The sequence below is a fragment of the Dyella acidisoli genome, assembly GCF_030160295.1.
GTDB lineage: Bacteria > Pseudomonadota > Gammaproteobacteria > Xanthomonadales > Rhodanobacteraceae > Dyella_B > Dyella_B acidisoli.
In genome coordinates, this window is record NZ_BSOB01000002.1 from 1 (window position 1) to 12,622 (window position 12,622).

General features: G+C 58.6%; 9 protein-coding genes and 1 pseudogene. 2 read left to right on the forward strand and 8 right to left on the reverse strand.

Annotated features, from left to right (window positions below):
* From QQJ86_RS00400 to QQJ86_RS00425, 6 genes and pseudogenes are all read right to left on the reverse strand, one after another.
* Window positions 1-265 (reverse strand): annotated as a pseudogene (locus tag QQJ86_RS00400) (TonB-dependent receptor); the annotation flags it as partial.
* A gap of 50 nt (window positions 266-315) precedes the next feature.
* Window positions 316-1,503 (reverse strand): MFS transporter, encoded by a 1,188-nt coding sequence (locus tag QQJ86_RS00405; protein WP_284318910.1) that lies wholly within the window; start codon window positions 1,501-1,503, stop codon window positions 316-318.
* A gap of 47 nt (window positions 1,504-1,550) precedes the next feature.
* Window positions 1,551-2,183, reverse strand: coding sequence for a class II aldolase/adducin family protein (locus tag QQJ86_RS00410; RefSeq protein ID WP_284318911.1), 633 nt, complete (start codon window positions 2,181-2,183; stop codon window positions 1,551-1,553).
* Between the two features lie 4 nt (window positions 2,184-2,187).
* A complete protein-coding gene (locus tag QQJ86_RS00415) occupies window positions 2,188-3,660 on the reverse strand; it encodes an aspartate aminotransferase family protein (RefSeq protein WP_284318912.1) in 1,473 nt (490 codons plus the stop codon).
* Window positions 3,657-4,322, reverse strand: a complete 666-nt coding sequence (locus tag QQJ86_RS00420) for a class II aldolase/adducin family protein (RefSeq protein ID WP_284318913.1) — start codon at window positions 4,320-4,322, stop codon at window positions 3,657-3,659. The genes QQJ86_RS00415 and QQJ86_RS00420 overlap by 4 nt, the downstream gene beginning before the upstream one ends.
* Window positions 4,319-5,947 carry a xylulokinase gene (locus QQJ86_RS00425; RefSeq protein WP_284318914.1) on the reverse strand — a complete coding sequence of 543 codons (1,629 nt, stop codon included), beginning with the start codon at window positions 5,945-5,947 and terminating at the stop codon, window positions 4,319-4,321. The genes QQJ86_RS00420 and QQJ86_RS00425 overlap by 4 nt, the downstream gene beginning before the upstream one ends.
* A gap of 85 nt (window positions 5,948-6,032) precedes the next feature.
* Here QQJ86_RS00425 and QQJ86_RS00430 point away from each other — a divergent pair, with 85 nt between their 5' ends.
* Window positions 6,033-6,704, forward strand: a complete 672-nt coding sequence (locus QQJ86_RS00430; RefSeq protein ID WP_284318915.1) for a TetR/AcrR family transcriptional regulator — start codon at window positions 6,033-6,035, stop codon at window positions 6,702-6,704.
* Window positions 6,705-7,312: 608 nt separating this feature from the next.
* Here QQJ86_RS00430 and QQJ86_RS00435 read toward each other — a convergent pair.
* Both QQJ86_RS00435 and QQJ86_RS00440 read right to left on the reverse strand, forming a co-directional pair.
* Window positions 7,313-8,362, reverse strand: a complete 1,050-nt coding sequence (locus tag QQJ86_RS00435) for an NAD-dependent epimerase/dehydratase family protein (protein ID WP_284318916.1) — start codon at window positions 8,360-8,362, stop codon at window positions 7,313-7,315.
* A 117-nt stretch (window positions 8,363-8,479) separates the two neighbouring features.
* A complete protein-coding gene (locus QQJ86_RS00440; RefSeq protein ID WP_284318917.1) occupies window positions 8,480-8,848 on the reverse strand; it encodes a YciI family protein in 369 nt (122 codons plus the stop codon).
* A 660-nt stretch (window positions 8,849-9,508) separates the two neighbouring features.
* Here QQJ86_RS00440 and QQJ86_RS00445 point away from each other — a divergent pair.
* The gene (locus tag QQJ86_RS00445) at window positions 9,509-12,601 is read left to right on the forward strand and encodes a TonB-dependent receptor (protein WP_284318918.1); all 3,093 of its coding nucleotides are present in this window, start codon (window positions 9,509-9,511) and stop codon (window positions 12,599-12,601) included.
* The last annotated feature ends 21 nt before the right edge of the window (window positions 12,602-12,622 follow it).

Consider the following 12,622-nt stretch of genomic DNA (forward strand, 5'->3'; position numbering starts at 1 on the left):
CCGTGAGGATCTGCAACGGAATCGGCACCTGCTCCATCTGTTGCGTGCGGCTTTGTGCCGTCACGGTGATGTTGCCTAGCTGCTTGGCTTGGCTGGCGTCGGGCGCCTGCTGGCCGGCTGCGGACTTTTTCGTCGCTGCATTGTTATTCGTGTCCTGCCCTGCTCCATCAGCCATCGCGGGCAATGCTGCAAACAACAGCAACACAGCACCACCGTAAAGCGCCTGACGCAGACACGTGGACAACCTATGTGGACGCATGTACATGCCAATCTCCCCTCAAGTCACAACATCGCAGTTAGCGCGATGCGTATCGTCTATTTGACTTCCCCCTCACCCGATAAAGCTGCGTGTGACCTCTGCCTGGACAGAGCACCGAGCTTCACCCCCATCACTGCAACAACCACGCATGCCGAAAATCCCGCGGCCAACAACGGGACGTGGTGCACGTCATTGCCATGCACAGTCAACGACGTCACCAACGGCCCAAAACCGGTGCCAACCAACTGTGCCGGCGGCACAAGCATGGCGATACGCCCGCGCGGATCGATATCGAACGCCAAGCGGATATGGAACGGCATCTGGAACAGCCACAGAAAGCCGAATGCCACGCATAACGCGGCGAAAACCGAGGAACTGTGCGGCGCCAGCTGATACATGGTGATACCGATGGCAGCGAACGCCAGCGCACTGATCACTACGGCCTGCAACAGTTTCCATCGACGCACCATCAGGGCCGCGGCGCCGCCACCCACGATCTGCATGACCAGCACGAGTGCAGCGAGTGCGTTGATCGAAATGCCGATGCCGGCAGCATTCACCACGGGCTCGAGATAAGCCCAAAGCGCACCCATCGCACTCATGTGCAGAAACGGTACCAGCAGCGCGAAAAATCCGGTCCATGAAACGACGGACGGATGAATCTCTTCCGTATGCGTACCCAATTGCACGGGCAGGCGCGACGCCACCAGCAGCGGCAGCGAACAAAGTACGGCAAGCAGGACGAAGGCTTCGCTCCAGCCGAGCGAGGCGATCGAGATCTTGGCAAGCAGCAAGGCGGCGGATGCCTGCACCGCTGTCTGCACTGTGAGGAAAATACCGGCCAGGCGATCCGGTTGCGGCGAGCGGATGATGATCATCGTCGCGATCCAGAACAGGCACGCTTCGGCAAGCCCTGCCGCCACGCGCCACGCCACACAGACCAGATCGCCATGGGCCGTCAGCGTCAGCAGATTGATAGCCACCAGCAACAGACTCGCCACCACGGCAACATTGCGCAGGCGATTCAAAGGCATCCACTTCTCGGCGAGGATGGTGCCGATACCCAACGCGAAGATTTCACCCATGGCGACGATGCCGACGCCTTCCATCGAAATACGCTGCTGGTCCACCAGGCTTCCCAGCAATGCCGGTTGCAAACCGAGCACGAGCAGCGCCACGCAACCGGCTGCCAATGCGGCAACGGTTTCGGAAGGTTTGAAATGCACCGCAACCGATGTATTCATGGACGTCTTCCGTAAAGGCGTGTTTGGCGCTGCGACATGATGCCCCCTCAGTAACCTTTCACTTCTTCCGGCAGCAATCCTTGTGCGAAACGTTGCACCGCACGCTTCTGATCTTTCTTCAAGCGTCCATTGGCAATGCGGCAAACCCACCATGGCAGCGTGTGCAGCCGCGCACCTGTTGCCAAGGCAAGCACATAGGCCTTGGCGCACTTCTCCAACAGCTCGGCATTAAGCACGAGACGATGCACGGTAGTGCCGAATACCAACACGTTATGTTCGCTGGCCCACACATTCCCGCCCGTCGCGAGACATCGCCGCGCGTCTGCCTGCAAATCGTCAGAGTGACCGGGCATCGGTACGGCAGCAGCGCCAAGATGCCTGGCTTGTTCGTCAAACGATTGCGGCAGATGGCCGCCAAAACTGCCGAGTGTTCGCCCGAAAGCGCCACCGCCCAGCGCAATCGCCCCCACATCGGGGCGTACGGCGTATACAACGATATGCTGCGCCAGTTCGCTATTCGGTTTGGCAGATAGCGACACACGCAGCGGTTCGGCGCCGAGCGTGGCGATCAGCAAATCCTGCGTGCCAGGCAGACGCACGGAAACGCTGCCGCCTTCGCCAAGCAGATGCTTGTCATCCAGGCGTTGCATGGCATCGAGAAGAATGGACGCGAGCGTCATAGCATCACACCAGTTTCAGTACGTCTTCGAAACGGTTGAGCGCATCGTCGATCACCTCGTCAGTGTCCGCGAGGCTGGTGTAGATGCGGCTTCCCGCCAAGGTGATGATTCCATGCGCGGTATAGGCCGCGCCCATTTCCTCCATCATGTGCTTGCGCTCTTTGGCTTCGTTCTTCACGCGAATGAGCTTGAGCAGGTTGCTGGTATCCAGCAGCATCACGCCGGACGTCTGCAGATGCACGATCGAGCCCATGTTGTATGCGACATAGGGCAAACCGAGGCGTTCGATGATCTGCTCCAGGCCTTGCCGCAAGCGATCGCCAGCACGGCCTGCCTTCACTGCAGCTTGCGTGCGCTGCATTTCGAGCAAGGCAAAGTAGCCTGCCGCGCAGGACAAGGGATTGGCCGTAAGCGTGCCGCCAACGAACGCGCGCTTGGTGGTAGTGCCGATGCCGCCAACCAGCATCATCATGATGTCGCGCCGACCGCCAATGCCACCTGCCATCGGGTAGCCACCGGTAAGGCATTTGCCGAGGATGGTCAGGTCGGGCTTGATGCCGAAATAGCCCTGCGCACCGCCCATGCCCGCGCGAAAACCTGTTACCACTTCATCGAAGATCAGCAACGCGTCGAATTCATCGCATAGCTTGCGCAAGCCGGCGTTGAAATCTCGCGTTACCGGCCGGGTGCCGCTTTCAGGCCCGAACGGCTCAACGATAACGGCAGCGGTACCGCCGCGCAGGCGATTCCACATCAGCTTGCGACGTATGGCTTCGAGATCGTTCGGCAAGCTTTCCTGCGTGGTGGCAGTCGCACCGCGCGGAATGCCTATGGCTTCCATGCGGCCCGTGTTCGGCAAGCGCATGCCGTACACCATCTGATCGCTCCATCCGTGGTAACCACCGCCGATCTTGATCACGCGCTTCTTGCCGGTGTACGCACGCGCCAGACGAATCGCACCCATCACCGCTTCCGTGCCGGAGCCCATCATGCGCAGCATGTCGACGCCTGGCATGACCTGGCAAACCAACTCCGCCAGTTTTACTTCGTATTCGTGCAACAAGCCGGTGATTGGCCCGCACTCGTTCAACAGCACCTGCACCTGCACGAGTACGGCCGGATAGTTGGAGCCCAGCAAGGTGGGTCCGCCGGCCTGCAGAAAATCGATATAGCGATTGCCGTCCACGTCCGTCATATGCGCGTCGTGCGCTTCGCGGATCGCCAACGGAAACGGATAGTTGAATGCGAGGTTGTGCTGCACGCCGCCTGGAATGACCTGCTTGGCTTGTTCGGACAAGCGCTTGGAGCCCTGGCAGCGTGTTTCGAAGTAATCGAGCACCTTGGCCATCGCATCGCGGCGGATGGGCCGGATGGGCTGCTTTACCAGTGCATCGAAACGCCGATAAAGCGCATCGGTATCCGGCCATTGAGAGATCGCGCTGACGGTGGTATCGACGGACGTGTCGTGGAAGTTCATACGACCATTTCCTGGATGGGTTGAGCATCAAGTGTTGCCAGCAAACGCTGTAACGCGGCTTGTTGCGGTGATGCTTGCGCCGCGCGTGCCGTGATGCGTTCGCGCAGATAATCGAGGGTCAATCTTTCGAGCGCGGAGATGGCGCGCAGTGCACGCTCTGCGCTGGTACCGCAGCAAATGGCACCATGCGTGCGCAGCAAATAGGCATTGGCATCGGGCAGCACAGCCTTGGCCAGCTTGCTCGACAACCAGGACGTACCCGACGGTGCATACCCCACCACGCGCACTTCATCACCAAGCAAGGCACGGTCTTCGGCGCGAAGGACCGGCACAGGCTTCCCGAGCAGCGTGCACGCGCTCGCAATCGGTTGATGCGTATGAATACTGGCGCGGCAATCCGTACGAATGCTCAGCAACTTGGCGTGCATGCCGGCTTCCACGGTCGGCTTGCGATCGCCATCAATCTTGGCGAGATCGCGCAACCTAAGTACGCAGGCATCCGCCGCCGTCATCTCGTAGTAATCCATGGCCGATGGCGTGACGACGATGTGTTCATCATCGACTTTCAACGCCAGATTGCCGCCGGTCGCGGCAAAATAACCGTGATCGGCCAGCAGCACGCTCATCTCGACCACTTGCTGGCGAGCGCTTTGAAATTTCATCGCGGCGTACTCCGATGCTGATTAATGCGACGGTAAAGCGGCGCGAGGCGCCGATGCAGTTCCTTGAACGTGCCGAAGCGATCGTCGTAGAGGCCTCGCAAGGTTTCGCGCGGCTCGAATCGCCGCTGGCTCGGACATAGTGCCGGCACATCATCGAACGACAACTCGCCCAAACCGACGCCCGCAATGAACGCGGCGCCCAACGCATTGGCCTGAATCGGTGCAATGGGCTGCTCCACTACCATCCCGGTGACGTCGGCGATCATCTGGCACCACACTTGCGATTGCCCACCGCCGCCGACCACCGTCATCGACGCTCCCTTGCTGCTGCCGACGAAGTTCAGCATGGGCTCCAGCATCCAGCGTGTGTTCAAGGCCACGCCTTCGAGAAACGCGCGGATCATGTCTTCGCGCGTATGTTCCAGCGAAAGATTGAACAAACCCGCGCGCAGATGGCGATCGTCCACCGGCGTGCGCTCGCCTTGCAGCCATGGGAGGTAAATCAGTCCGCGCGATCCGGCGGGCACGCGGTCGGCGATGCTGTCGAGCAGCGGGTAGACATCGGGCCGAGAGTTGTCGCTCATCAGCTCGTCCGGATGGAACAGGATGCGATCGCGCAGCATCGTCAGATTGCTGCACGCGGCCGATTGCATGGCTATCGCCAAGTAGCGATTGTTTCGGGCGCAGGGAATCGACGCGATGTACGCGCTGAGATGAGTGCGCTTTTCTGGAACGTGGGCGCCGATCCACGACGACGTGCCGAGATAAAGATGAAGCTCGCGATCGCGCACGGTGCCAGCGCCGATCGCCGCAGCAGAAGTATCCACCATGCCGGCAACAACACGTGTAGCCGGGGAAAGTCCAAGCGTCTCGGCCACCATTGGCGTGAGGTGACCAAGTACCTCGGTGGATGGAAGCAGCTCAGGCAGACGCTCGCGATCGACGCCCAGCATGCGCAACAACCGGTCGTCGTAGCGCACACGAGAGAGGTCTCGATTGTCGGTCACCCAGGTCGTGAGGGCGGAATCGTAGGTGGAACAGAAACGTCCCGTGAGCCGGAGATTCAGGAAGTCGAGCGGCCCCAGAAACTTGTATGTGCGCTCGAACAGCGATGCATCGTGATCACGCAACCATGCAATATGTCCCGCCTGATCTTTGCCGGACAAAGACGGTGCACCGCCTGTGAGCCGCAGCCAGCGTGCCAGCTTCAGGGGCCCATAGCCCTGGATATTCAGCCATCCACTGCGCGCTCGTCGACGAATGGCATCAGCGCCGCGCATGTCCAGCCACAACATCGCGCGCGAAAGCGCCTTTCCCTGTCTATCCACTGGTACCGTGCATTCATGAAGCGCGGAACAGCAGACGGCAATCACTTGCCTGCAAAGTTGAGCGTTATCTGCCAGCAATTCCTGCGCCGCACCGAGAAACGCCTGCCACCAATCCTCGGCATCCTGCTCTACGCCATGCTCGCCAACCAGATGCATGGGAACGGACCGGAATGCCCATGACCGCACGCTTCCGTCCAGCCCTACCAGCGCGCATTTGCAGCCCGACGTGCCCAGATCGACCGCCAGGATCAGGCGCTCGTTGCTGGAGGACACTGTGGCCTGCTCGGCGTTCGGCATCGTCGACTTACCCAAAAGCTAGTTTTAGCTACAATATAGTTATAGCTATAATCGGCGCAAGCCCTCCCCCGCCGGACCGCACCCCGTGCCCTCCCAGCCCAACCGAACCCGCCGCACAGCTAAACGTCCCAAGCTCGCCCTGAGCCCCAAAGTGGTGCCGGCGCAGTCGCGCGCCGCGGAAACCTACGAGCACCTGCTTACCGTTACAGCACAGGTACTTGCCGACGTCGGTTTCGAATTGCTCACCACCAACCTGGTGTGCGAGCGAGCGAAGTTGTCGCCGCCGGCGTTGTACCGCTACTTTCCCAATAAGTACGCCATGCTGCACGAGCTCGGACTGCGTTTGATGCAGAAGCAGAATGCACTGATCCCGCAATGGCTGACGCCTGCTGCGTTCAAGTCAGCGAAGAAGCTGGAGGATGCAATCACGGGACTTTTGCTCGAAACCTACAAAGTCACGCGTGAAACCACCGGCGGCATTTGGATCATGCGTGCATTGCGCGCGATACCGATGCTTCAAGATGTACGGCTCGAATCGGCCAAGGTGGTTGCTTCGCAGGTCACCGCGCGACTCAGCGAGGCATTTCCGAAGAGTGCGCAAGAAGATCTGGAACTCATCAGCCGTGTGGCCGACAGCATGTCCTACGCTGCGCTGGAGATGTTGTTCGACGATCCGTTGCTGGATTCGTCGGCGGTCATGCGCCTGGTTGCTGCGAGCCTTGCGAGCCATGTGGCACGCCTGAAGGGAAAGGCATAATTGAGTCGGGGGCACGCCTCTCTCTCTTTGGAACCTGATTAGCCTCTGGTCTCAGCTGGGGATGTCGTGGTGTTGGGGGATTGCCTGCGGCGCTTTCGGAGCTTTCGGACCCTAAAGGGCCCGAGTCACTTTTCTTTGCTGGCCCAAAGAAAAGTAACCCAAAGAAATGGCCTGAAGAGCTCGTGGCATTGCATAGGTTACAAGCCTGATGGATGTCGCCTTGCTTTGATCATTGGCGGGCCAAGCTTCCACCGCGCCGCTATACCGCGAGGCGTCGAAGCGCTGAGGACTTAAGGCAGATCGGGCAGACCTCGGCAAAGCTCAGCTTCTGGGCAGGCGCGCTTTAAGCCCTCAGTGCTTCGACGCCTCGCGGTATAGCGGGGACGTTGAACCATAGGCGACCAACCACCTATCTAGCCATACACGTTCAGGCTTTTACCCTACCCATGCTGTGAGCCTTTTAGGCCATTTCTTTGGGTTACTTTTCTTTGGGCCAGCAAAGAAAAGTGACCCGGTCGCTTCGCGACCGGAAGCGCCGCAGGCAATGCCACAACAACACAACATACACAGCCGAAGCGAGACGCTAATCAGGCCGAAGCGAGAGGAGCTTAAGCAACTGCTGCGCGCTGCGCGACCCAACTAAGATAGTGATCACGCAACGTTTCCTCGATCGGCCGATAAACGATCCCGAGTTCGCTCACGCTGCGCTGGTTGTCCACCTTGAAGCGGATACCAAGGTGCTTACGGATGTAATCCTGCGTTAGTCCGAAGAACGGCCCGATCATTTTGACCACCGCATCCGGAATCTGATGCCTCGGCAGCAGATACGGGCGCTTGTGGTTCTTGCGAACAATCCTGGATATTTCGACGAAGGAAATCATGTCCTTCTCGGCCAGAATGTAGCGCCCGTGTGCCTGGGGCAAACGCGCGGCCTGGACATGCGCCTTGGCCACTTCGCGCACATCCACAGTGGTCAGGCTCAAATCGGGCATCCCGTAGAAGAAATAGCCTTTGAACATCTCATCCAGCAAAAACAGGCTGCCGGAATCCGACGCGGGCGTAAGCGACGGCCCAAGGATCATGCCTGGATTGATGGTGACCAGCGTCCAGCGGCTTTGCGCCTCGCACAGTCGCCATGCTTCTTTTTCGGCCTCGACCTTGGCGTAGTGATAAGGATTGTTTTCGATCGTGCTGCTGGTGTTGAAGTAGGTTTCAGAAAGCGTCTGATCCTTCATGCTCAACACATCGATGTAGTCGCCGAAGATGGCGCCTACTGTCGATGTCATCACTACGCGTTGAACGTCCTTAGCCTTGTCCGCGCTCGCAAGCACGTTCTGCGTACCGCGCAACGCCGGCTCCAGCATCTGTCGCTGCCCGTCCTTAATCTTTTCGGGCAGAAGAAAAGGCGATGCGACGTGATGCACCACCGCGCAACCGTCCATGGCTTCATCAAACGAACCCGACGTGAGCAAATCTGCCTCGAACAATCGCAACTGCTGGGGATATTGCTGTTGCAGCAACGTCAAGGGTCGAAGCTTGGATTCGTTCGCCAGGCTGCGCACCGTGGCATGCACCTGATGCCCATCCTGCAGTAACTGTTGCACCACATGACAACCCACGAAACCGCTACCGCCGGTCACCAGCGCCGTTTCTTTCACAAAGCCCCCGAATAGACAGCCCTCGCTCAGAAGTATAGTTTTTACTATCAAGCAGGTTGGGGTGTAAACCCCAACCTGCGGCGTCCTGCAATCACCCACAGGTCTTGCCATGCGCCATCATTGCTGTGCGACGCATTCCTCGTGCGTCATCAACTGGCGCACTTCGCATTCGACGGTCCACTCGTCCCCATGCACACGCAGAAAACGCTTGGTGAGTTCGATGGCTTCTTCCTTGGACGCCGCTTCCAGCAAGGCATAACCGCCGATCACTTCTTTGGCTTCGGTGAATGGACCATCCTTCACACTCAATTTGCCGCCGGACAACCTGACGCGCGTACCTTGAGCGGTGGGAACAAGGCCAGCTGTGTTGATCAGTTTTCCTTCCCGGGTCATCTCCTCCATCAACTTACCCATGTCGGCCATCAGCTGGGGGCTCGGCTGCAGGCCCGAGTTCTCGTTGATCCGTACCATCGATAGAAAGCGCATTGTCGTATCTCCGTGAATAAATGACGGAGCTGGGTTGCCGTGAAAGCCGGCTTGTGTAACCCCTCTCCTGTTCGTTCGACGAAGCAGGTTTGCGCAAATCGACAAGCACGGTGCGGGGTGCAATCCCCCCTTCTGCTTGCCGCGCAGTTCGGCGTCGAATCTGACGTCTACCGGGCTCGCACCTGACGCCGGATTCAGCACGTGTGTTGACGAGATCACGGCGATTTTACGGAGCGAATTTTTGCGTATGCAGCACGACATAATCCGCGATAAATATGGATCGATCTAATTCCCTTGCTGTTGTGCAATATCAAGAAGCCGACGAATTACTTACGCATCAACAAGATATTCAAATTTGAATCGATATAAATGCCTATTGACATCGACTTGTCTCTGTCCTATTGATTGGCCCGCTCGGGACAGTCAGTCCAACGTTGTCACGAAAATTTGGATCGATTAAAAGCAATACCCAGGGGAGCTGGGGGAAAGACGCGGCACGGTAGTTATTTCGCTCGTAGCACGTCTTGGTAATTGGGTCGGTTGCACATCTTTGAAGAGCAGTCACGGAGGGTCATGGAAATCCATGGCTCATGGGCGGGTTTGTGTCCAAAAAACCGCGAACGCGGGGCACGACAACAAACAAAGGTAGGGGAGGAAGGAATGAGCAAGTACCAGTTTCGCTTGGGCAGCAGCCTGCAGGCCTGCATACGCATCGGCCTATGGGCTACCGCACTCGCTAGCGGTCCGTTGTTTGCGCAGAGCATTACCGGCGGCGTCTACGGCAATTTGCCTGCGGGCACAGACGTCGTTGCAGAAGTCACCAACCCGGCGACGGGTTACGACAGCACCGTGCGCGCCGATTCCAACGGCCACTACACCGTCACCGGACTGATGCCCGGCAATTACGTCGTCAAACTGTTGCGCGGTGGCCAAGTGGTCGATCAGCGCAATGTGGTTGTTCAGGCCGGTTCCAACAGTCCCGCGATCTTCAGCGCAGCGGCGGCAGCCGGCAACGTGAAAGAGCTGAATTCGGTCACCGTTACCGCCTCGCAGCCGTCGGTTAACGCGATCGACGTGACGACGAGCCAGCAGGTTCAGACGTGGAATTCAAAAGACATCAATCGTCTGCCGTTGATCAATCCAGATCTGCTCACGATCGCCTCGATGCAGTCGAACGTGACATCCATTACCAGTTCGCACGGCAACGCCCCACAGTTCAACGGCGCGTCGGGTACCGAGAACCGCTACTTCCTCAACGAATTCAACGTCACCGACATGCAGCAGGGCGCGGTGCCGGACAAGATTCCGAACGAGGCCCTCGCCACTGTCTCCACCATCGACGGCGGCATGGATGCCAAATACGGCAGCGCCATGGGCGGCGTCGTTGCCGGCACGATCAAACAAGGCTCGAATGACTTCAAGGCCGGTGTGGATTTGGCGTTCACGCCTGCCACGGGCACGCTCAATGAAAACCCCAGGAACGTCTACAACTACAACGGTCAGCTGAGTACCGCCAATCAGCTGAACCACTGGTCGCCGAGCCTGCTGCAGGACTACTGGGCATCCGGCGCGATCTTGAAGGACAAACTGTTCTACTACGTGCTCGCCGAAATTGAGCCGAACAACTATGGCCAAGGTGTACAGGGCGTCAACCCGACCACGACCTACAGCTCCGGCACCAAGACCCTCAACGAAAACCGCAACAAGCAGTTCCTCGGCAACTTCACCTGGAACATCGCTGACGGCCACTCGCTGAACATCTTCATCGACCGTCAGAGCAATCTTCAGACGCAATCGCAGTATGCGCTGGCGACGCCGTACACCCCCTCCAGCGCGGCCCCTACACTGGACAACTGGAGTGGTAACGCCTGGCACGACACCATGGCGGTGGCCAACTACCACGGCCAGATCACCGATACGCTGTCTGTCTCGGCGATGGCGGGTACCTCGCAGCAGTACTTCACTTCGTATAACCAGTACGGCATCGGCGTTCCGTACATCCAGTACTACAACCCGGACACGAAGCAGTACACGCAGCCGCCCGCTAACGGTACCAGCAGCCTGTACTACCTGAAGTACCGCATGATGGGTGCGCGCATCGACTTCACTTGGAACGTGACCGACAACCACGAAGTGACCTTCGGCGGCGAGCGTTACAGCCCGACCATGTCGCAGGCCAATATCCCGAACCCGAACTCCTGGACCTACAGCTACTGCAGCACGTCGCTGGGACCGAACGAGCCTTGCACCATCAACGGCCAGTCCGTCGCGCCGGGATCGAAGTACGTCCAGTTGTCCTATGCACCGCGCATCTACTACAACAGCTCGCCCACGTACGGCTTCTATCTGGGTGATAGCTGGCATTTCGCGCAGAACTGGACCGCGTATGTCGGCGGGCGTTACGACAATTACGCCATGACCGACAACGCCAACATCAAGTTTTACAGCAAGGGCAATTTCCTGCCTCGCGTGGGTGTGGCATGGGACGTCCATGGTGATTCAACGCTGAAGGTCGGCGCCACAGCGGGTGAGTACTCCGAAGGCATTCCGCTTTACTTCAATGCTTACGGTGGCACGCCGGGTCAGGGCTACATCCACACCACCACCACTTACACGTATACCGGCGTGACAGGCAATGGCGTTCCGACCGGTCTGACGCAAGTGGGGCCTGTGCAAGGCAGTTCCGGTAGCGGCCTGCATTACCTGACGCCCGGACAATTCATTTCGAGCACGACGCAAAACGCCAAGCTGAAGCAATTCTCGATTTATGCACAACAAAAACTTGGCGACAGCTGGACCGCAGGCGCCACGTTCTTCACCAGCAAGCTCACCGGGCTGCCGAACATCTACAACAACATCGACCAGCTGAAGGCATACCTGACCAACAAGGGCTACCCGAATGCAGTGTTCCTCGGCCAGTACCTGATCACGCCGGGCAAGGACATCAACATTCCGGTGCAATTGAACGGCGCCAACAGCCCGCTCACGATGGTCAACTTCCCAAACAGCTACATCGGTTTTCCGTCGCTGCGGCGCAAGATCTATCAGCTCAGCCTGACCATGGATCACGCCTACTCCGAGGAAGAACCGTACTACCTGAGCGCGTCCTACACGTGGCGTCATGAATTCGGCAACACGGATGGCACCACCAGCTATGCCGGCGGCACCGGCAACACCGGTGCGACCGGCTATGACGGCGGCTTGAATGCCCCGGGCTTCCTGCAGGGTGCCGCAGGTAATCTGGGCAACGATATCCCGAACACGGTCAAGGTGTTCGGTTACTACAAGTTTGCCCATCAGGACAACTTGCTGAAGGGTCTGCGTGTGGGTGGGGCACTCACGTACTACGAGGGTGGTCCGGTCGATTGCAATTCTCAGTATCCGAACAACGGAACCCTGGCGATCGGCAGCAACCAGCTCGGCAACAACAACGCGTATTACTGCAACACGTTGTCGAACGTATTGGCTGGCCAGTCTCCGATCTCGAACAGCATCATCTACACCCGCGGCAGCTACGGTCGCCTTCCGTCGTACAAACAAGTGGACCTGGATATTGGCTACGACTGGGCATACGGCAAGAACGCCTTCTCGTTGGATTTGAAGGTGCTCAATCTGTTCAACAGCAACACCGTTACCTCGTACGTCACCAACATCAGCAACGGCAACGGGCAGTTCAATCCCAACTTCATGCAGCCCAATACGTTCCAGCAGCCGCGGACAGGCCAGTTGGTGTTCCGCTGGCAGTACGACTGAGCGTGACGTTGTACTTGCGTT

Bases quoted from the DNA above. Each gene is read 5' to 3' on its own strand.
- QQJ86_RS00440 (WP_284318917.1), bottom strand. From the start codon at position 8,848: ATGCGCTTTCTATCGATGGTACGGATCAACGAGAACTCGGGCCTGCAG.
- QQJ86_RS00405 (WP_284318910.1), bottom strand. From the start codon at position 1,503: ATGAATACATCGGTTGCGGTGCATTTCAAACCTTCCGAAACCGTTGCC.
- QQJ86_RS00425 (WP_284318914.1), bottom strand. From the start codon at position 5,947: ATGCCGAACGCCGAGCAGGCCACAGTGTCCTCCAGCAACGAGCGCCTG.
- QQJ86_RS00420 (WP_284318913.1), bottom strand. From the start codon at position 4,322: ATGAAATTTCAAAGCGCTCGCCAGCAAGTGGTCGAGATGAGCGTGCTG.
- QQJ86_RS00415 (WP_284318912.1), bottom strand. From the start codon at position 3,660: ATGAACTTCCACGACACGTCCGTCGATACCACCGTCAGCGCGATCTCT.
- QQJ86_RS00410 (WP_284318911.1), bottom strand. From the start codon at position 2,183: ATGACGCTCGCGTCCATTCTTCTCGATGCCATGCAACGCCTGGATGAC.
- QQJ86_RS00445 (WP_284318918.1), top strand. From the start codon at position 9,509: ATGAGCAAGTACCAGTTTCGCTTGGGCAGCAGCCTGCAGGCCTGCATA.